Origin of the sequence: Leptolyngbya subtilissima AS-A7 (assembly GCF_039962255.1) — a bacterium.
GTDB lineage: Bacteria > Cyanobacteriota > Cyanobacteriia > Phormidesmidales > Phormidesmidaceae > Nodosilinea.
Genome location: NZ_JAMPKY010000004.1, coordinates 171,880 through 192,554 on the forward strand (window position 1 = coordinate 171,880; position 20,675 = coordinate 192,554).

Genomic DNA, 20,675 nt, shown 5'->3' on the forward strand with positions numbered 1-20,675 from the left:
AATCTAAGGTCTGGCGAAATCTGCGCAGCTCTAGCCGTAAAAATCGGGGGTGGGCAGCTCCCGGTTGAGCGCCCAATTGCCCACCGCGCGAATTTTGTAATCGACTGGGTCGTGCAGGGTAAAGGTGCGGAGGTTGCGCCAGTAGCGGTCAAAGCCGTAGTCGGCAGAGGTGGCGCGGGTGCCCATGACATCAAAAATTTTGTTGACCAGGGCCAGGCCGTTTTGAGTGACAAAGGCTTTGGCGGTGGCAATGGCCACGGCGCATTCGCCCCGCTCTTCGGCGGTGAGGGCATAGCCCTTTTCCCAGGCGGCCTGCACTAACGCGGTGGCGCGATCGGCGAGCAGGGTGGCGGCTTCGAGGGCGATCGCCATTTCGCCGTAGTGTTGCAGGATGTAGGGATCTTCAGTCGCTGATTCGACCTTAGACCCTGGCCAAGCTCGCGTCTGATTGCGGGTGTACGATCGCGCTGCCTCAAAGGCCCCCTGCATCACCCCCAGGTAGACGTTGGTGAAGGTGATTTGGGTGAGGCAGGAGCGAAAGGTGCGAAACACCTCATTGCCTGCGGGGGGCGCCAAAATTTCATCGGCGTCCACCCACACGTTGTTAAAACGAATGCTGCCGCTGTCGGTTTGCCGCTGTCCCATGTTGTTCCAGTCGCCCTGCACTTCAACGCCTTCGCGCTGGGTGGGCACGATGGCAATCCGAAAGCCCTCTACACCCTCCTGCACCGTGCTGAGCGGAATCACATCGGAATCGACGGAGCCCGAGCAAAAGCTCTTGGTGCCATTGATGCGAAAGCCCGCGCCATCGGGAGTGAGAATGACTCGGCGATCGAGCGGGTTGAAACCGTTGCACCAAAACCAGTTGTGCTGGGCGGTTTGGCTATAGTAGTGAGCCGCCTGCTCGGGGTTGCCAAACACGTGGGGCGCCACTACCCCCAAATGCTGGTATGAAAACAGGTGGGCAATAGAGCTATCCACCTGGGCAAAGCGGCGGGTAATACGCATAGCTGTTTCCCAATCTGCCCCGAGGCCGCCATACTGGGCTGGGATCACCAGCTTCAGCAGATTGCTCTGGCGCAGGCGATCGCGCTCTGCCTGGGCCGTGCCCCCCTGGCGATCGCGCTCTACCGCCGTGGCGGCAAATTCATCGACCAGGGTGTCAACCCAAGCATCGATAGGGTGAGCGTTAGCTTGAATTTCGAGCTGAGGTGAGGTGAGCAGCGGCATAGGTAAAGATGTTGAACAACAGACTCAATGTAGGGCCACCGGCCTAAACGGCCGTAAGCACGGCGGGGAGCGATCGCACCAACCCCTCTATCGAACTTTGCAGGCGCGCTCTTAGCTCGGGGTCGTGAAACTTAATGCCGCCCGTCTCTAGCCGCTGAAACTGCGTGTCGACCAGATACACGCCCTGGAGAATGTGGGTGGCCCCGAGCACCCCCAGCACCGGGTTGAGGGCGTAATCAATCGCGAGCAGGTGCGCCAAAGTTCCCCCAGTGGCGATCGGCAAAACCGGCTTGCCCACCAGCGCCTTCTGGGGCAGCAGATCGAGAAAGGCCTTGAGAATGCCGGTGTAGGCCGCCTTGTAGACCGGGGTCGAAATAATCACGGCATCGGCGGCGACCACCTGGGCGGTAGCGGCATTGATCACCTCGCTGTCAAACCTGGCGTGCAGCAGCTCAGCGGCGGGCAGGTCGCGCACCAGCAAAATTTCTAGCTCAACCCCCTGACCCTGCAAAATCTTTTGGGCCTCCTCTAACACCGAGTAGGAGCGAGAAGGGTGGGAGGGGCTACCGGCGATCGCAACAACTTTTGTCATGGTTAAACCTCAGTAATTAATTCAAAGTTCAAAATTCAAAATTGGGTTTCACAGCTCCACTAAATCCAGCTCCGGCGTCAGATCTAGCTCCCCAATCAGCTGCTCCTTCAACCGCTGAAACTCCAGGCTGGTGCGACGACGGGGGCGGGGCAGCTCGATCGCCAGCTCGCGGTGGATGCGACCCGGGTGGGGCCGCAGCACGATGATGCGATCGCTCAGCACCAGCGCCTCTTCGACGTCGTGGGTGACCAGCAGCAGGGTGGGATGGTCTTCCGCCCAGATATCCAGCAGGTGGTCTTGCAGCTGGGTGCGGGTAAAGGCATCGAGAGCGCTGAAGGGTTCGTCGAGCAGCAGAATGCTGGGCTGGGTGACCAGGGCGCGGGCGATCGCTACCCGCTGCGCCATCCCTCCCGAAAGCTGTCGCGGCAGGGCCTCGGCAAAATTGGTTAGATGTACTTTCTGCAACACCTGCGCGGTGCGCCACTGTTGCTCTAGCCGGGGCAAATCTTTGAGGCCAAACTGAATATTCTCGGCCACCGTCAGCCAGGGCATCAGCCGAGCCTCTTGGAAAATCAGCCCCACCTTTGGGTGCGGAGCGGTAATGACCTCCCCGTCGATCAACGCCGCCCCCAGGGTGGGAAAATCTAGCCCCGCGACAATGCGCAGCAGCGTGCTCTTGCCGCACCCACTGGTGCCCACCAGGCTGACCACTTCCCCCGGTTTGATCGCTAGATCAATGCCCTCTAGGGCCAGTAGGCCGTTGTCGAATTGCTTATGGACGTTCTCGATGTAAAGCATGGGCGAGGTTGAGTGGATGGGTGGGGGGTGGATGGGTGGGAGGGTGATGGGGTAAGGCTGTAAGGGTTTAAGTTTTGAGTTCTGAATTTTGAGTTAGGAATGAGTTAGGAACTCAAAACTAAAAAATTCAAAACTTTTGTCATCCTCTTGCTCCGTAGGAATCCTGCCAGTACAGCAGGCGCTGACTGACCGCCGACAGTCCTGAATCGGTTAGTTTTCCTAGCAGCGCAAACAGCACAATGCTGGCGATGATCACTGCGGGGCGACCGGTGGTTTGGCCGTCGATTAGCAGGTAGCCCAGTCCTTGGCTGGCTCCCATGAGTTCGGCGGCAACGACAAACATCCAGCCCAGCCCCAGCCCGTTGCGGAGCCCGACTAAATAAGCCGGCAGCGTGGCAGGGAGAAACACTCGGCGAACGAGCTGTAGCTGGCTGAGGCGATAGATTTTGCCGACTTCTACCAGCTTGCGATCGACTCCCTGAATGCCGCTCATCAGGTTGAGGTAAACCGGAAAGAACACCCCCACCGCAATCAGCATCACCTTCGAGCTTTCGTAGATGCCCAGCCAGAGAATGAACAGCGGCACCCAGGCGATCGAGGGGATGTTGCGCAGGGCCTGCAACAGCGGATCTAAATAGGCATGGGCCGTGCGGGAGTAGCCCGTCAGTGCCCCCAGCACCGTCGCCACCAAGGTGCCAATGCCAAACCCGAGCACGACTCGGTAGAGGGTGATGCCTACGTGGCGCAGCAGCTCGCCACTGCGGGCCATCGTCAAAATGGTCTGCAACACTGTCGTGGGGGCAGGCAGCAGGTTGGGGGCCACTAGCCCGAGCCGAGAGAGCAGTTCCCAAGCGACTACCAGTGCGATCGGCAGTAGCCAGCCTTGGAGAGAGCGGGGAATGGCGGAGCGCTGTTTGGTCGGGCGACGGAGGGAGAGGGAGGACATGGAGTGGATGGTGAGGGGGTGAGGGGTGGATGGTGAGGGGTGAATGGTAGGGGGTGAGGGTAGAGGGTGAGGCAGATTTCACTACTCATCCACTCCCTGCTCATCTCCCCCCTACCCACCTTCCACCGAGTGAATCGCCGACACGAGTCGCTGCCGTAGGCGGATAAACTCCGGCATGGTGCGCAAGTCGCTAATGCTCATGGATTTGAGCACGTCGCGGAAGGGGTTGGAAATTTGCTGGACGATGCGGCCGGGGTGGGCATGCATCACGACGATGCGGGTAGCCAAAATCATGGCTTCTTCGACATCGTGAGTAATGAAAAAGATGGTTTTTTGAGTCTGCTGCCAGATTTTGTGCAGGTGCATCTGCATCGATTCGCGGGTGAGGGCGTCGAGGGCACCGAAGGGCTCATCCATAAGCACAACGCGGGGAGTAGCAGCTAGGGTGCGGGCGATCGCGGCTCGCTGCTGCATACCTCCAGATAGCTGGTGGGGCAGACGCTGGCTGGCCTCGGTGAGTCCCACCAAGTCAAGATAGTAGGCAACTCGCTGTCTGAGAGTGAAGTCGGGTTCGCCCTGCATTTTAGGGCCAAAGCCCACGTTGTCGGCAATGGAGAGCCAGGGCAGCAGGTTGGGTCGCTGAAACACAACTCCCACTTCGGCAGTGGGGGCACTGTGAGATTTGCCGCCGATATAAACCGCCCCGGCAGTGGGGGGCTGATAGCCCGCCAGCACCCGCAGCAGCGAGGTTTTGCCGCAGCCCGATGACCCCAGCACGCAGACAAAATCCCCAGCAATGAGGTCGAGATTAATGTTTCGCAGGGCCTCGACCCGCTGAGCCCCATGACCAAAATGCAGGTTAATATCTCGCAGGGCCACGACGACATCTTGAGACAAAGACGGGCTTTGAGTAGTAACTGGGCTGGTGGTGCGGCTAGAAAACGCCATAGTTGGTTGCCTTAAGACTTGAGGGTGTCGTTGCGCAGGTGTTGCTGAAAGGTAGTGATATCGGCGGCCCGATCAATCGCTTTTTGCTTCACCAAAAATTCGGCAGAATCTTTCAGCACATCGGCAAAGTCACCAGGCTGGTCGGGAGTGCCCAAAAACTTCGCGTCAGCCTGCTCTGCGGAAGTGAGCCAGATGATGCCCTTAGAGCTGGCCAGCGATTCTTCTGGCGTCAGACCCAACTCTTTGGCTAGGGCCTCAGCCGCTTCATCAGGGTTGGTACGATAAAACTCCACCGCTTCATCTAGCACGGCGATGTACTGGCGCAGCGCATCGGTATGGTTTTGGGCAAAGTCTTTGTGCACTAGACCCACGTCGGCGGTGAGTACGCCGCGATCGGCCAAATCTGCAGAGGTCGTAAGAATCTGGCCGCCATCGCTGACCAGTCGGGTGAGGTGAGGCTCCCACACGTAGGCGGCATCAATATCACCCCGCTGCCAGGCGGCCACCAAATCCTGGGGCTGCAAGTCGAGCAGAGTGAGACTAGCAGAGTCGACGCCGTCTTGCTCCAGCAGAGCCAGCAGACTGAAGTGGGTAGTAGAGCCAAAGGGAACTGCCACCTTCTTGCCCGCTAAATCTTTTGTGCTGGCAATGCCGTTGCGCACCGCCAGAGCCTCGGCATCGCCAATCACGTCGTGAATGAAATACACCTCGTAGGGCAACCCCTGAGAAATGCCGACGGCCACAGGCACCGACCCCGCTAGCCCAAAATCGATGCCGTTGGCCGCAAAGGCAGTATTGACATCGCGCCCCGAGTCAAAGCTGGAGTACTGAATCTTGCTGTTAGGGAAAGCTTTTTCGGTCAGCCCCAGGGCCTTGGCTAACAGCTCAGCGTTGGGAATTACCTGGTAACCGATGCGAATTGTTGCCGGAGCCGCGACGCCGGAGCTACCCTCAGCATTCGCCGGATCAGCGGCGCTATCAGCCGGAGTGGTAGTGGTGGGCGCGCAGCTTGCTGCAATTAGCGGCAGGCTGACACCGGCTAAGCTGTAGAGAAAATGGCGTCGTCTGAGGGGCATGGTGTGTCCTTTTTGGGGTAGGGAGTGGATGGGTGGATGGGTAGGGGGTGGATGGGGGAGGAGAAAGTTTTAAGTTTTGAATTCATGCTCTAAATCCAAAACTCAAAACTTACTGGCTACTCCATCACCCCATCACTCCCTACCCACCCAGGTCAGGTGCGATCGCATCACCCAGCGCAGCAGCCAGTCCAATGCCACGGCAATGCCGCCCATGATGAAAATGCCGACAAAGATGACATCGCTACGCAGAAATTTGCTGGCGTCGAGCACCATCCAGCCGATGCCGGAGACGGCGGCGACCATTTCGGCGGCAACTAGAGTGGTGTAGGCAAAACCGATCGCCGTGCGCAGCCCGGTAAATAAATCTGGCAGCACCGAGGGAAAAATCACGTAGCGAAAGATTTGCCAGCGGTTGGCCCCCAAAGATTGGGAGCCGAGAATGCGATCGCGGGGCACTCGCTGCACCCCCGCCACCGCAGCGATGAACAGGGGCGCAAAGGCCGCCAAGAAGAGTAGGGCAATCTTCGAGGCATTCTCAATGCCTAGCCAAATCACCAGCAGGGTGTAATAAGCCAGGGGCGGCAGGGGGCGATAGAACTCGATCAGCGGCTCAATCACAGCCCGCAGTTTGTCGAAAGCTCCGCAGGCCATGCCCAACGGCACTGCAATCAGCACCGCTAAAATCAGCGCTACCCCCAGCCGATAGAGGCTTTCCCAAATGTGAAAGAGCAGCGGCACGCCTTTGTAGCCATTCACCACAATGTCCACAAAGGCTTTTAGCACCGCCTCTGGGGTCGGCAAAAATAACGGACTCACCCAGCCCGCGTGGCTCGCCACCCACCACAACCCCAGCACCGTTGCCACCGAGGCCAGAGAAATCCAGCCGTCACCAGCCAACCACCGCCGCCGGGTGGGGAGCGTTGGCGTGACTGGGGTTTGGGTAGCGGGGGTGAGCATGGGGGTTAGAGGGTGGATGGGTGGATGGGTAAGGGATAGGGGATAGGGGGTGGATGGGTAAGGGGTAGAGGCTTCAGGCTGGTGAGAATAGCGGTCAGGGAGTAGGGAAAAAACGAGCGCACAAAGCCCCATCCACCCATCCACTCATCCACCCCTCACCTACCGGGCTGCGACTTTTTCGATAAACTGCGGGTCGACTAAGGAATCCACAACGGCATTCACATCAGTATTAGCGGGCACCACGCCGCTCTTTTTCAGCACGTCTCCGGCGGCGGTGATGGTGTCTTTGTGGATGGTGCCAATTACGCTGTTGGTCAGGTCGGTGCGCTCGAGCTGTTTGGCGGCCACGTTTTTCTCTAGGCCCGCTGCTTCGGCGAGAATTGATTCGAGTTCTGCCGGGTTTTCGAGCGACCACTGGCGAGCTTTTTCGTAGGCGGCTAGCACGCGCTCTACGTAGGCGGGGTGGGTGTTGGCAAACTCTTCCCGCACGTTGAGAAAGCCGTAGGTGTTGAGGTCGGGGTTGCGGAAGAAGAGTTTAGACCCCTGCTCTAGCTCGGTTTTGGCCATGTGGGGGTCAAGGCCAGCCCAGGCATCGACATCGCCGCGCTCTAGGGCTGTTCTGCCGTCGGCGTGCTGCAGCTGCACGACTTCGAGATCGCTTTCAGAGAGCCCCACTTGGTCGAGGGCGCGCAGCAAGAAGATATGGGGGTCGGTGCCCTTGGTAGCGGCCACCTTTTTGCCTTTCAGGTCTTCGACTTTGCTGATGCCGGTGTCGGGGCGGGTGACCAGGGCCGTCCACTCGGGTTTGGAGTAGATGTAGACCGACTTGATCGGGTTGCCGTTGGCTTTGCCCAGCAGGGCAGCGGCCCCGGCAGTGGAGCCAAAGTCAATGCTGCGGCTGTTGAGCAGTTCTAGGGCTTTGTTACTGCCCTGGCTCTGCACCCATTCCACATTGACGTTGTCTTTGGCTAGGTCTTCTTCTAGCCAGCCTTTGGCTTTGAGCACTAGGCTAACGGGGTTGTAGTAGGCAAAATCTATCCGCACTGCGCTGGGCACTGCGGCAGCGGTAGCCCCTGAACTAGCGGCGTCGCTGCTGGGAGAGGGTTGGGCGCAACTGTTCAGCACCGCTACGCAAAAGGCGGTAGTGATGGCTAACATGCCTCGCAGCCACTGCCGCCTAGCCATCCGGCTGAGGGGGCGAATCTGTAGGGACGAAAATCGAAGACTACGAAACCGGAGCATTGCTATACCTACGCTGAGTCAAAAAGGAAAACGAATTAGAAAATGCCGAGGCTGAGAAATAAATTCTCGGCAGTAGAGCTAGCGCTACCCCTAGCGAAAGAGCTGGTCGTACTCGGGGCCAACTTGCCAACCGAAGGCTTTGGTGAGTCGATTAGAGAGGCCAAACTGGGCGGCAATTTCAGCGGCTTCGAGGATGGCGCGATCGCTCAACCCTACCGCCCTCAGCGGCTCTAGCTCCAATGGATCTAGGTCGCGGGCGAGCTGACTGATCAGCACTGCAAAGTCGGCCAGGGCTTGCTCGCGCGGGGTCAGCTCTAAATTTTCGCGATTGGTCACCAGGTCATCGGCAAAGGCGGCATCGCCGGTCACTTCTCGCAGCGCCGCTTTGTGGGTGGTGACGCAGGACTGGCAGTGGTTAGTGGCAGAAGAAACGACGGCAATAATTTCGCGCTCTTTTGCAGAGAGTTCGCCTTCGCCATACATCAGCTCGCGGTAGTAGTTGAACCACAGCCGCAGGTGCTCAGGAATCAGCGAAAACCCTTTGAAGTAGGGATGCACCAGGCCAAGCTTTTTCCGCTGATCGGCAAAGATGGCCTGAATATCGGCAGGCAGACTGGCCTCATCGGGCACGTTCAGCCAGGAGACCGGTTTAACTGAGGACAGGGTTGGAGCGGGTGGAGTGAGGGATTGAGTCATGGGAAGTTTCCTGAATGGGTAGGGTTAGGAATATTGGGTGGGGGTGGGGTAGACGCCGTTGAGGAACCAGTTGCCGGTGTCGCGCAGCTTGTAGTCGGCGGGGTCGTGGAGGGTGAAGGTGCGCAGGTCGCGCCAGTAGCGATCGAACCCGTAGGCGGTGGCGGTGGCACGGCTGCCGGTGACTTCAAAGATGCGGTTGGCAATCTCTAGCCCTACTTTGCTAGCAAAGGCTTTGGCGGCCCCGACCCGCACCGCCACTTCTCCCCGTTCTTCGTGGGTGAGGGCGTCGCCTTTGTCCCAGGCGGCCTGGACCAGTGGGGCCACGCTAGCGGCCAGTTGGTTAGCGGCCTCTAGTTGCACCCATAGATCGCCGTAGTGGTGCAGTACGTAGGGGTCGAGGGTAATGCCGCTGACCCCAGAGGTGATCCAGGGGCGGCTTTTGGCTTGGGTGTACTGGCGGGCGGCCTGGAGCGCGGCTTCGGCAATGCCCAGATAAACGTAGGTTTTGCCGAGCTGAGCTACGGGGCCGGGCAGGGTGGCAAAGGCCCCATCGGGATCGGGGGCTGGGCCATAGATTTCGTCGGGTGCGACCCAAACGTTATTGAAGCTGAGGCTGTTGCTGGCGGTGCGGCGCTGGCCAACGTTGTCCCAGTCGTCCTGGATGGTGACACCATCGCGATCGCTCGGAATCGCCAAAAACAAGGGCAGCTCGACGCCGTCTTGCACCGCCGAAAACACCCAGCGATCGGCGGCAGGAATGCCGGTACCAAACCCCTTTTCGCCATTCAGCCGAAAGCCCTCGCCGTCGGGGGTAAGCTTGAGCCGCTCGTCGCGGGTGTTGATGGCGTTGCCCCAAAACCACTGGTGCTGGGCGGTACCGCGATAGTCGCGCTCTTTTTGCGCCACGGTGCCGAGGGAATGGGCCAGGGTGACAAGACCGATGTGGTTGACGTAGAGCTGGCCAATGGAGCCATCGGCCTTAGCAAGTTCTTTGACCACCTGATATAAGGTGACTAAATCGGCTCCGGCCCCGCCATATTCCTGGGGCACAACGAGGGGCAACAGGCCAAGGTCTCGCAGGCGAGACACTTCTAATGTAGGAATGCCGGCGGTGCGATCGCGCTCCACCGCACTAGCCGCTAGCTCCTGAGCCAGGGCCGCAGCGGTGGCGAGAATGCTGGATTTGTCGAGGCGTTCGAGGACGGGCATGGGGGTGAGGGGGTAGGGGGTGGATGGGTAGGCGGGTAGGGGATGGATGGGTAAGGGGGTAGGGGGTGGATGGGTAGGCGGGTAAGCAAGCAACTAACTCATCCACTCATCCACTCATCTACTCATCCACCCATCCACCCATCCACTCCCCACCTAACTGGCTGGAGCAGGCACCTTATCGTTGGCCATAATCTCGCCCAGTGGGCTGACGTAGCGGCTGGGGGCTGCCGTGGGCAGGTTCTCCAGGGGTAGTTTGGGGAATACGAGTTCGGCGAAGCGGTAGGCTTCTTCGAGGTGGGGGTAGCCGGAGAAGATAAAGGTGTCGATGCCCAGGTCGATGTATTCCTGCATGCGCTGGGCGACGGTGTCGGGGTCGCCAACCAGGGCGGTGCCGGCTCCGCCGCGCACCAGGCCAACGCCGGCCCAAAGGTTGGGGCTAATTTCGAGGCTGTCGCGGCGACCGCCGTGGAGGGCGACCATGCGGCGCTGGCCTTCGGAGTCGGCGTGGGCTAGGGCTTTTTGGGCGGCGGCGATGGTGTCGTCATCCAAATAGCGAATTAGGTCGTTGGCGGCGTCCCAGGCTTGGGCATTGGTTTCGCGCACGATGACGTGGAGGCGAATGCCGAAGCGCAGGGTGCGTCCGTGGGCTTCAGCGAGCTGGCGTACTTCGGCAATTTTTTCGGCCACCTGGGCCGGGGGTTCGCCCCAGGTGAGGTAGAGGTCTACGTGCTTGGCGGCAATTTCTTTGGCGATCGGTGAGGAGCCGCCGAAATACAGCGGCGGGTAGGGGTCTTGCACCGGGGGAAACAGCAGCTTTGAACCTTTCACCGTCAGGTGCTTGCCCTCAAAATCCACCACCTGCTGCTGCATGACGCCGCGCCAGACTTCGAGAAATTCGTCGGTGAGTTCGTAGCGCTGTTGCTTGTCGAGGTGCAGGCCATCGGCGGCTAGCTCGTAGGGGTCGCCGCCAGTGACAACGTTGACCAGCAGTCGGCCCTTGGAGATGCGATCGAAGGTTGCTGCCATGCGGGCGGCCATGCCGGGGGAGCTGATGCCGGGGCGAATCGCCACTAGGAACTTCATGCGCTTGGTGGCTGCGATCAATGAGGCGGCGGTGATCCAGGCGTCTTCGCAGGATTTGCCGGTGGGCAGCAGCGCCCCAGCGTAGCCCAGCTGATCGATCGCACCAGCCAGCTGCCGCAGATAGTCGGCGGTGATGGCGCGACCTCCCACAGCGGTGCCTAGGTAGCGGCCGTCGCCGTGGGTCGGTATAAACCAGTGAATGTCGAGGCTCATAGCAATGAAAAACGCGAGAGAACAACGAAGAGAAAAGACGTAGGAGAGAGTCAGAAGCGCATGCGCAGCGTTAGAGCTGTATCGGCCCTACGTCAAGCTTTGAGTGCCCTGGTGAGCATTACCTAGCTGTTCCAAATGACGGTAGAGACATCAATTTCTTTAGGAATCAGCTGTAGCTCATAGAAGGTGTCGGCAATATCTTGCTGGTAGGTCACCACCTCGTCGGTGATGGGTTGAATGCCGTAGCCGCGCCGACTTTCCACTAGATCCAGCACGTCGGTGGGAATGCCCAACTCGTTGGACAGAAACTTAGAGACCTCGGCCGGGTTTTCTTTGGCAAAGGTGCTGATAGTTTCGGCCTCTTCTAAAACCGCTTTAAGCACGTCGGGCTGACTATCGGCAAAAGATTTGGTGGCAAGATAGAAGCCTCGATTGCGAGCGATGCCTTTGCCGTCGCGCAGGGTTCTGGCTCCCAGCTGTTTTTCTGCCGCTCCCTGGAAGGGGTCCCAAATAACCCAGGCATCGACGCTATTTTGCTCAAAGGCCGAGCGGGCATCGCCGGGGGGCAGGTAAGCGGTCTCGATATCGCTGTACTGCAAACCCGCTTCTTCTAAGGCTTTGACCAGCAGGTAGTGGACGTTTGAACCCTTGTTGAGAGCCACTTTCTTACCCTTTAGCTCGGCGACGCTCTGAATGGGCGAGTCTTTCTGCACAAGGATGGCTTCGGCAAGCGAACCAACGTCTTCCCAGGCGACGTAGACCAGGGGGGCATCGGCGGCTTGGGCAAAGATCGGCGGGGTTTCGCCCGTGTAGGCCACGTCGATGCTGCCCACGTTGAGGGCTTCGAGCATTTGGGGGCCAGCGGCAAACTCATTCCAGGTGATGGGGAAGGCCTCGGCCTCAAAGCGCTTTTCGAGGAGTTTCTGGTTCTTGAGCAGATTTAGCACTGTGGATGACTTTTGGTAGCCCACCCGCAACTGCTTGGTGGCAGCGGGGGCGGCACCACCGGCACTGGCTTGGGTCGCGCCGGTCTCGGCCAGGGGTGCAGACTCGCTGCTGCAAGCCCCTACCGCACCGGCCAGGGCCATGCCCCCCAAGAACATGCCACCTCGGCGCAGAAACCGGCGGCGGGAGGTTGACCCCCACAACGCTGAGGTTTGGGCCTGGCTATGGGAGTGGTTATAGCGAGTCGCAATCTGCAAAGATTTTTCAAACTCCGTCTTTTCAAAATTCATGGGTGGGCTCAACTTTGGTGAATGGCAATGGGGAGTTAGGCGAGGAGGTTGGCAGCAGGGCGCTTTAGCCGGGCCGAGGCCGCTGAGCTGGGGGTCCAAATCACGTCTTGCACGCGCACCGCTTTGGGAATTAGCTCTAGCTCGTAGAAGGCGTCGGCAATGCGCTGCTGCTCTGCGATCGCCTCGGTCTGCACTGGGTCAAAGATCCAGCTGCGGCGGCGGGTGACCACATCTAGAATCTCTGGCTCTAGGCCGGTAATGGGGGCCAGCACCTCCACCACCTCGGCGGGGTTGTTGTCGGCCCACTGGGCAACTTCAGCGGTATCTTCGAGCAGGGCCACCAGTAGCGCTTCGTTGTCGGCTACAAAGGCTTTGGAGGCCAAGAAAAACTCGCGGTTGGGGGCTAGCCCTTCCCCGGTGGTCAGGGTGCGCGCCCCCACCTGTTTTTCTGAGGCCGCGTAGAAGGGGTCCCAAATGCCCCAGGCATCGATGTTGTTTTGCTCGAAGGCGGAGCGGGCATCGGCGGGGGTGAGGTTCACCGGCTCAATGTCTGACCAGGCCAATCCGGCTTTTTTGAGTGCCTGTACCACCAAAAAGTGAGCGCTGGAGCCGCGCTGAAAGCCCACTTTTTTTCCCTTGAGATCGGCCAGGGTTTGTACTGGCGAATCGGCCTGCACCACAACGGCTGAGCTCTTGGGGCGGGGTGCGCCGCTACCGACATAGAAAAAGGGTGTATCCGCCGCCTGAGCGAAAATCGGTGGGGCATCGCCAGTGCGGCCAATGTCTATGCTGCCGACGTTCAAAGCCTCCAGCAGGGGCGGCCCAGATTGAAATTCAATCCACTCGACGCGGGTGCCGAAGGTTTTTAGCCGCTCCTCTAGCCCGCCCCGCGCTTTGATCAAAATGAACGGGTCAAACTTTTGGTGGCCAATGCGCAGCACCTTGGCTTTGGCGTTGTTGGCGGCGGGCTGGGTTTCGGTGCTGGTAGTAGAATCGCTGCTACAGGCGGTGACCGCTGCACTCAACCCCATGCCGCCGGCAAATAGATAGGCAAACGACTTTAGCGACTGTCGTCGGGTAAGCCCCCAAGCTCTAGGGCGATGCTGTGCCATGGCTGTGCCTCCACAAATGATCTGTTCCTAGCGCGGACCTGACCTTGCAGCAGTTGCACAAAGCTAAGGCCAACCCAGGAAACTACGGTAAGTCGGTAGAAATACCGCTGTTTGCTGGCGCAGTATGGCATGGGGGCTAAGTGAAGTTCAAGTAAACTCAGTTACAAATGAAATTAAATTTCATTTAATATTTTATTGAGTTGAAACGTTGGGTATAGAGCTTTGGGTGCAAGGCATGGTTGGCAAGAGACCTACTGGCGCTTGAGCTATGCCGAATCTAGATGTATTGCAGCAGTTGATTTAGTTGGGACACTTTGACAGGCGGAATCCTCTGGTAGGGGCATTGCACTGCAATGCCCCTACGTCGAACCTGTCCTAGATCTGGGTGTTTGTAATGGTGAAGTTAGGCTAGGACCGTTCAATAGATAAGGGGAAAAGGGCATTCCTGCTTAAGGAGTTAGATGGAGCGGTAAACCATCCTGGAAGACCAGCAGTTCACCGGGCTGAATGGGGGTCCAGGCCTCGTTGTCGGTCAGGGAAGTGGTGGCAATGACGGCGACGCGATCGCTCGGGGTGGTCAGCTCTTGAAAATCCACCGTAATGTCTTCGTCAATCAGGTGGGCCGCAGCGAAGGGAGCCTGGCGCACGATGTAGCAGAGCTTGGTGGAGCAGTGGGCAAAGCAGTGTTCGCCATCTGACAACAGATAGTTGAAGATGCCGTGGGGGGCAATCGCCGCCGTGATCTCTCGCAGAGCCAGGTACAGGTCTTCAATGGGGGGCTTGCGATCGGGGAACCGCTGCCGAATGTGGTTGAGCATGAGGCAAAAGGCCTGCTCGCTGTCAGTTTGCCCCACCGCGCGGTAGATGCCCTGGTGGTCAAAGGGCAGCGTCGGCAGGTCGCCGTTGTGAGCAAACACCCAGTAGCGCCCCCACAGTTCTCGCTTGAAGGGGTGGCAGTTTTCTAGCTTGACTGGCCCGATGGTGGCCTTGCGAATGTGGGCAATCACATTCATCGATTTGATCGGGTATTGCCGAATGAAGGCGGCCACGGGCGATGAGCTAGACGGGTTGTCGTCGAGAAAAACGCGGCAGCCTAGGCCTTCAAAAAAGGCAATGCCCCAGCCGTCTTTGTGGTCATCGGTTTTGCCCCCCCGCGCACAGAACCCCTCAAAGGAGAAGCAGATATCCGTGGGCACATTGCAGTTCATCCCCAACAGCTGGCACATAATGACGTATCTATCACGAGTCTTTCAGTAGCTCTAAGGCTAACTCCGTAACTCTGCGATCGATACATCATCGACAAACAAGGCTTTGTGGTGGCATTGATCTTCTGTGTAATTGCAGTCGCCATGAGACGGCGGGTCAGCGTTAGTGGCTAATCTACCTGATCCAGCAGCCGGTACTCTCTGATCAACTGCCTAGCCAGGGTTTTGTAGCCCATCTGATCAAACAAAATCACGATCTTGTCGCCCTCATAGCGCATCACCGTACCCTCGCCCCACGTTCGGTGAACTACGCGGCTATTCAACGCAAAGGGCTGCCATGCACCTTCGTCTTCGACCACAATGCCTGCCTGACAGTTGTCACAAAAGCTGCAGGGCTGATCGCGGTTTTCACCAAAGTAGTTGAGCAAATATCCGCGGCGGCAGTCGCGCAGTTCGGCATAGCCTCGCATCATTTCTAGGCGCGATCGCACGTGGTTTTGATGCCGTTCTTGGGCCTCAACGGCGGCCTGGGAAGCTTCCTCCACATTCGCCAAGTCACGGGCAATCACTTCGCCTGTGGGTAAGGTCTCGACAGTATCTACCGCCTCTAAGTGGCTGAGGGCAGCGGCCACCTTGGTTCGTGACAGATCGGTTTTGGCCTGCAAATCCTGCCGCTTGATGGGGTCATCCTGGCTTTGCAGTACGGTGGCCACCTGGGTCACGTGCTCCACATCTACCTGGCCGCCACTGGCCAGAAAGCGGCGAATATTCAGGTCGTCGGGGCAGTAGAACAGCAGCGCAAAGGCTTTTTCACCATCTCGCCCCGCCCGGCCAATCTCTTGGTAGTAAGAATCGACGGAATCGCTGATGTTGTGGTGAATTACAAACCGAATATTGGGCTTGTCAATGCCCATGCCGAAGGCGGTAGTGGCTACCATCACCTCGGCTTCGTCGTCCATAAAGGCGGCCTGGGCCCGTTCGCGGTTGGCGGCTTTCATGCCGGCGTGGTAGGCGATCGCGGCCACACCGGCTTCCTCTAGTGCCTCAGCTAAAGCCTCGGTATTTTTGCGAGTAGCCGCATAGACAATGCCCGGCTTTTTGGCGCGCACCACCTGGTCGATCAGGGCCTCTGTTTTCTCGGCTTCGGTCTCAAAGCGCCGCACCTCTAGCCAAATGTTGGGTCGGTCAAACCCCTGTACCAGCACCTGAGCGTCTTGCATGGCCAGGTGTTTGACAATTTCTTCTCGCACCGCCGGGGCGGCAGTGGCCGTTAGGGCCAATACCCTGGGATGACCGAGGGCATCGATTACCGCGCCCAGCCTGAGGTAGTCAGGCCGAAAGTTGTGACCCCACTCGCTGATGCAGTGGGCTTCGTCAACCACAAACAGCGAGGGTTTGGCAGCGCGCAACCGGTCTAGGGTCTCGGGGTTATTGAACTGTTCGGGTGCCAGAAAGATAAACTCTAGTTCGTCATCGGCCAGCGACTCAAAAGCCGCCTCTCGCCGAGACGCGCTTAGGGTAGAGTTGACCGCTGCGGCTTCGCCCACATCCTGCTCGGCGATCGAGTCTACTTGGTCGCGCTGGAGCGCCACGAGGGGTGAGATCACAACGGTGCAGCCGGAAATCATGGCCCCCGCCAGCTGGTAGATGGCCGATTTTCCTGACCCGGTAGGCATGACCGCCAAGACATCGTGCCCCTCAATCAGGGCGGCGATCGCCTCCTCTTGCCCCTCCCGCAGGTCTGCGTAACCGAGCTTTGCCTGCGCCGTCTGACGAATTTTTTCCTTAGACACCGATTTGGGTGGTTGAGCCATGCGGCTTGAAACCTGCTGATAAAAACAATTGAGCCGCTATCTGGCTCGCCATTACCACTTCAAGTCTGCTGTTTTTAGCTAGAGTGGCAGCGGCGATAAAAGGTTCTTGGCGCTTGTGCAATGCGATCGGGCGATCGCATTGCACAAGCCATAGCGCTTTAATCAACCTCACCAATGGCCTTGCTGACATCAGCCGAGGTTTCAAACTCTTCGTCAGGCATTTGCTCTAGGGTGGCGCAAACATTCTCATCGGCCCCATTTTGCTTGGCATGGTCGACCACGTCTTGCTTGCTGGCGGGATAGTCCATCCCCTTCAAAAACTTCTGTACATGGATCGGGTTAACTTTAGCCATTTTTCCCCTCCTTGAGTAGCAGCGTTGGGTTGTTGGCTGTCCTCAAGCTAATGCCCCCTGCGCTGGAGTTTCCTCTGCCCCAGGTACAACCTCCCATCCGTCCACGGCATCGCTCGGCATAGATGGCAAAAGCAGGAAGCGTCAAGGCGCGCCAGTGTTACCCAGACGAAGCTGGGCATGTCTGACGCGCTTGAATCCTGTCGTTTTCCCTCAGTTAAGAAGCAACAGCCACCAGTCCGTTGTAGGCCGCAGAATCACCTTTGAGGGCGGTGCTATGGGCTCCGCTGGGGCTGACGGGCAGATCGCCAACGACGGTCACCCGCTGCACGCGGCGGGGGTAGTCACCGTAGTCTGCGATCGCATAGTGCTGGGTGGCCCGGTTATCCCAAAAGGCCACGTCGCCCAGTCGCCATTGCCAGCGCACGGTGTTTTCAGGGCGAGTGACGTAGCTTTGCAGGGTGCGCAGCAGATCCTCCGACTCGGTTTGGGAAAGCCCTTGAAAACGGCGCACAAAGCCACCGAGCACCAGGGCTCGCTCCCCCGATTCGGGGTGAATGCGCACGACCGGGTGGCGAGTTTCAAACACCGTCGATTCAAACACCGCACGGTTGTGCTTAAAAAAGTCAGACAGATTCACGGCCCCAGTGCTGTAGTCGTAGGCGTTGCTATGGATCGCCCAGAGCTGGTCGGCCAGGGTCCGCAGCGGAGCAGGCAAATCTTGATAGGCGGTGACCGTGTTGGCCCAAATGGTATCACCGCCCACAGGCGGCAGCTCTACCGCCCGTAAAATTGAACCTAGGGGTGGGCGATCGACGAAGGTGACATCGGTGTGCCAGTAGTTGGCATAGAGATGGTTTTGACCGTAGTGCAGGTCGAGCACCTCGGGGCGCTGCTCTAGGGGTGGCAGGGTTGGGTGGGCGGCGGTGAGGGGGCCAAACCGTCGGGCAAAGGCGATTTGACCCTCTGAGTCAAGCTGCTGCTGGTCGCGGAAGAAAATTACCTTGTGCTCTACGAGGGCCCGTCTCAGGGCTTGAATGGTGTCGTCGCTGAGGGCATCGCTGAGGTCTAGGCCAAAAATTTCAGCGCCAATGCGCCCGGCAACAGGACGTAGGTTGAGAGATACAAAGCTCATGGCAAGGGAATTGTGAACAACTCGCCGCTAGCACCCACAGATTCGATCGGCCTGATTGGCCAGATCGGCGGTTACGGTGGGCCAAGTATGCCACAGGCTACAGAGAACATAAATTAACTGAATTACAATTGCAAACAAATTACATTTTAATTTGACTGCTTTATGTCATTCTCCAATTCTCCCCCTGCGATCGCTGTCATTGGTGCTGGCTTTAGCGGGTCTCTAGTGGCGACTCACCTGCTCAAAACGGCCAACCGTCCCCTCGTGATTAAGCTGGTTGAGCGTCGCCCAGAGGCGGGCAAAGGGGTGGCCTACAGCACCACAACTAGCGGCCACCTGCTGAATGTCTCGGCGGGCAAGATGAGTGCTTTTCCCGATGAGCCAGACCATCTGCTGCGCTGGCTCAACTACAACCGCAGCGCCCTAACGGGATTTTTGCCCAAAGATTTTGATGCCAGCACCTTTATTCCCCGACAGGTTTTTGGTCTCTATATCCAATCCATTTTGGAGGAGGCCGAGGCGTCGGCCCTCAGCACTGTGCGGCTAGAGCGGGTAGAAGACGAAGCGGTGGCGATCGCGCCCCAGGGCCAAGGAGCGGTGGTGTCGTTAGCCAGCGGGCAGAGTTTTGTCGCCGACCGGCTGGTGCTGGCGCTGGGCAATGCCCCGGCAGGGGTCGAAACCGACAGCGATCGCCCCTACCTCCGCCACGCCTGGGCGGCGAATGCCCTGGATGACCTGGCCCCCAATGCGCCGGTGCTGCTGGTAGGCACCGGGCTAACCATGGTTGATATGGTGGTGTCGTTGCACAGCCGTCGCCACCGTGGCCCCATCTATGCGCTGTCTCGGCGCGGGCTAGCCCCGTTGCCGCACCAGTCGACTTTGCCCTACCCAGCCTTTTTGACTCCAGACATCGCTCCGACTACCCTGCGCGGTCTGACCCAGCGGCTGCGGCGCGAGGTTGAAACAGCTAAGGCCTATGGCTACGACTGGCGATCGGTAATCGACTCACTACGGCCCATCACTCAGGAACTTTGGCAGCGCTTACCCCGCCTTGAGCAGCGGCGATTTTTGCGCCACCTCAGCCCCTACTGGGACGTACACCGCCACCGCATTGCGCCAACGATTGGCGAGATGATCAAAACTTTGCAGCAATCTGGGCAGTTAACCATCGCTGCCGGGCGCATTTTGGGCTACCAGGCGATCTCTGACGGTGTAGCTGTTAGCTTTCGCCGTCGCGGTTCCCAATTGGACGAGACGTTACAGGTCAGCCGCGTGGTCAACTGCACGGGGGTGCAAGCCGACTATCGGCGATCGCCCCAGCCCTTAATCGCCAGTCTGCGCCAGCAGCAGCTCATTCGCCCCTGCGATTTGGGCCTGGGCATCGATACCGCCGCTGATGGAGCTGTGCTCGATGCCCAGGGTCGTCGTTCTACCCTGCTCTACACGCTGGGCACCCCTCGTAAGGGCCAGCTTTGGGAATCTATTGCCGTGCCAGAGCTGCGGGAGCAGGCCCAGCGGCTCGCTTCGACGGTGCTGCAATCGCTGCCGGTGCGGGTGCGCCCGCTGCCCACTCGGGTCTACGCCACTCCCCAGCGCGTGGCTTTCGCCCAAGACTGCGGCGAACCTGCCCCTGTGCTGCCTCAGTCCACTCTGGTGTTTCGCCAGTTGTTTGACCCAGAGTCAAGCACCTATACCTATTTGATTGCCGATAGCCAAACCCAAGAGGCCGCCCTGGTCGATGCCGTCCTCGAGCGGAGCGATCGCGACCTGCAAATTCTCCAAGACCTGGGGCTGACCCTGCGCTACTGTCTTGAAACTCATATTCACGCCGACCACATTACTGGCGCAGGCAAGCTCAGGCAGCAGACCGGCTGCCGAGTGTTAGTACCCCAAAACGCCGCCCACTCCGCTGACCACAATCTGGCTGACGGTGAAATACTCACTTTAGGGGCAGTGCGCCTGGAAGCGATCGCCACCCCAGGGCACACCAGTAGTCACATGGCCTACCTGATTAATAACACCCACCTACTCACGGGCGATGCCCTACTGATTCGCGGCTGTGGTCGCACCGACCTGCAATCGGGCGATGCCGGCGCTCTTTATGACACTGTGACCCAGCGGCTTTTTACCCTGCCTGACACCACCCTGGTCTACCCCGCCCACGATTACCAGGGGCGCACGGTTTCTACCATTGGCGAAGAGAAGCGATTGAATCCTCGGTTTACCGATGGTCAAGGGCTAACTGCGGGCTATCGCACCCGCGACCAATTCATCACCCTGATGACCCACCTAGGCCTGAGTTATCCCAAAAAGATTAATCAGGCTGTGCCTGCCAACGAACACTGCGGCGATTTCATTCCTCCCAGCGATCTAGACGTTAACTCAAATAGTCAGGCAGAGCGCGATCAGACGGAGCAAAACCTGACTACCAATGCCGAAATTTTTGAGGGTTACTTCGCTATGTATATTTGAGGATTGAGGTAAAGCGTTTAGACACCGTATTGGGGCTTGTAGTTCAAACAACAATTGTTACTAAGCCTTACAAAGCACTCCACACTTAATAGCTAAAAGATCAATTGATTGTAGTTTAAGAAACAAATAAATAGCGATTCAGAGGATTTTTTGTGATTGTAGAAACAATGGCGATCGCTAAATTTTTTGTAACAAAATAGCCTTCAATTTTGCTATATAAATAATTCAGGTTGGTTTTGTAAGCAGTCTTTGTCAACTAGAGCTGACGAGGATTCGCTAGGTTCAGCCCATAGGTTTTGTCTAACAATTAATACAAGTGCGGGCAATAGTCTGCACGCCTAGGCTTTGCTTAGACATTTAAC

The 20,675-nt window shown here is 58.4% G+C and carries 18 protein-coding genes; 1 reads left to right on the forward strand and 17 read right to left on the reverse strand.

Annotated features, from left to right (window positions below; all coding sequences use genetic code 11):
* Window positions 1-30: 30 nt before the first annotated feature.
* From NC979_RS10340 to NC979_RS10420, 17 genes are all read right to left on the reverse strand, one after another.
* A complete protein-coding gene (locus tag NC979_RS10340) occupies window positions 31-1,230 on the reverse strand; it encodes an acyl-CoA dehydrogenase family protein (RefSeq protein WP_190520357.1) in 1,200 nt (399 codons plus the stop codon).
* A 43-nt stretch (window positions 1,231-1,273) separates the two neighbouring features.
* On the reverse strand, window positions 1,274-1,822 hold the full coding sequence (gene ssuE / locus NC979_RS10345; protein WP_190520359.1) for an NADPH-dependent FMN reductase: 549 nt from the start codon (window positions 1,820-1,822) through the stop codon (window positions 1,274-1,276).
* Window positions 1,823-1,870: 48 nt separating this feature from the next.
* Entirely contained in the window at window positions 1,871-2,620 is a 750-nt protein-coding gene (locus tag NC979_RS10350; RefSeq protein WP_190520361.1) for an ABC transporter ATP-binding protein, read from the reverse strand.
* A gap of 139 nt (window positions 2,621-2,759) precedes the next feature.
* Window positions 2,760-3,566, reverse strand: a complete 807-nt coding sequence (locus tag NC979_RS10355) for an ABC transporter permease (protein ID WP_190520363.1) — start codon at window positions 3,564-3,566, stop codon at window positions 2,760-2,762.
* A 111-nt stretch (window positions 3,567-3,677) separates the two neighbouring features.
* Window positions 3,678-4,514 carry an ABC transporter ATP-binding protein gene (locus NC979_RS10360; protein ID WP_190520365.1) on the reverse strand — a complete coding sequence of 279 codons (837 nt, stop codon included), beginning with the start codon at window positions 4,512-4,514 and terminating at the stop codon, window positions 3,678-3,680.
* 11 nt (window positions 4,515-4,525) lie between these two features.
* The gene (locus NC979_RS10365) at window positions 4,526-5,590 is read right to left on the reverse strand and encodes a taurine ABC transporter substrate-binding protein (protein ID WP_190520367.1); all 1,065 of its coding nucleotides are present in this window, start codon (window positions 5,588-5,590) and stop codon (window positions 4,526-4,528) included.
* Window positions 5,591-5,722: 132 nt separating this feature from the next.
* Window positions 5,723-6,547, reverse strand: coding sequence for an ABC transporter permease (locus NC979_RS10370; protein ID WP_190520369.1), 825 nt, complete (start codon window positions 6,545-6,547; stop codon window positions 5,723-5,725).
* Between the two features lie 159 nt (window positions 6,548-6,706).
* Entirely contained in the window at window positions 6,707-7,789 is a 1,083-nt protein-coding gene (locus NC979_RS10375) for an aliphatic sulfonate ABC transporter substrate-binding protein (protein ID WP_242024063.1), read from the reverse strand.
* Between the two features lie 90 nt (window positions 7,790-7,879).
* The gene (locus tag NC979_RS10380; RefSeq protein WP_190520371.1) at window positions 7,880-8,485 is read right to left on the reverse strand and encodes a peroxidase-related enzyme; all 606 of its coding nucleotides are present in this window, start codon (window positions 8,483-8,485) and stop codon (window positions 7,880-7,882) included.
* A gap of 24 nt (window positions 8,486-8,509) precedes the next feature.
* Window positions 8,510-9,694, reverse strand: a complete 1,185-nt coding sequence (locus NC979_RS10385; RefSeq protein WP_190520373.1) for an acyl-CoA dehydrogenase family protein — start codon at window positions 9,692-9,694, stop codon at window positions 8,510-8,512.
* Between the two features lie 153 nt (window positions 9,695-9,847).
* On the reverse strand, window positions 9,848-10,990 hold the full coding sequence (gene ssuD, locus NC979_RS10390) for an FMNH2-dependent alkanesulfonate monooxygenase (RefSeq protein ID WP_190520375.1): 1,143 nt from the start codon (window positions 10,988-10,990) through the stop codon (window positions 9,848-9,850).
* Window positions 10,991-11,112: 122 nt separating this feature from the next.
* Window positions 11,113-12,225 (reverse strand): sulfonate ABC transporter substrate-binding protein, encoded by a 1,113-nt coding sequence (locus NC979_RS10395; RefSeq protein ID WP_199308891.1) that lies wholly within the window; start codon window positions 12,223-12,225, stop codon window positions 11,113-11,115.
* Window positions 12,226-12,260: 35 nt separating this feature from the next.
* Entirely contained in the window at window positions 12,261-13,337 is a 1,077-nt protein-coding gene (locus NC979_RS10400; RefSeq protein ID WP_190520377.1) for a sulfonate ABC transporter substrate-binding protein, read from the reverse strand.
* A gap of 449 nt (window positions 13,338-13,786) precedes the next feature.
* Window positions 13,787-14,563, reverse strand: coding sequence for a class II glutamine amidotransferase (locus tag NC979_RS10405; protein ID WP_190520379.1), 777 nt, complete (start codon window positions 14,561-14,563; stop codon window positions 13,787-13,789).
* Between the two features lie 149 nt (window positions 14,564-14,712).
* Window positions 14,713-16,356 carry a RecQ family ATP-dependent DNA helicase gene (locus NC979_RS10410; protein WP_190520381.1) on the reverse strand — a complete coding sequence of 548 codons (1,644 nt, stop codon included), beginning with the start codon at window positions 16,354-16,356 and terminating at the stop codon, window positions 14,713-14,715.
* Between the two features lie 158 nt (window positions 16,357-16,514).
* The gene (locus tag NC979_RS10415) at window positions 16,515-16,709 is read right to left on the reverse strand and encodes a DUF2795 domain-containing protein (protein WP_190520383.1); all 195 of its coding nucleotides are present in this window, start codon (window positions 16,707-16,709) and stop codon (window positions 16,515-16,517) included.
* Between the two features lie 214 nt (window positions 16,710-16,923).
* Window positions 16,924-17,841: a TauD/TfdA dioxygenase family protein gene (locus tag NC979_RS10420; protein ID WP_190520385.1), complete on the reverse strand. Its 918-nt coding sequence runs from the start codon at window positions 17,839-17,841 to the stop codon at window positions 16,924-16,926.
* Between the two features lie 162 nt (window positions 17,842-18,003).
* Between NC979_RS10420 and NC979_RS10425 the strand changes: the two genes are divergently transcribed.
* Window positions 18,004-20,313, forward strand: a complete 2,310-nt coding sequence (locus NC979_RS10425) for an FAD/NAD(P)-binding protein (protein ID WP_190520387.1) — start codon at window positions 18,004-18,006, stop codon at window positions 20,311-20,313.
* Window positions 20,314-20,675: the final 362 nt, after the last annotated feature.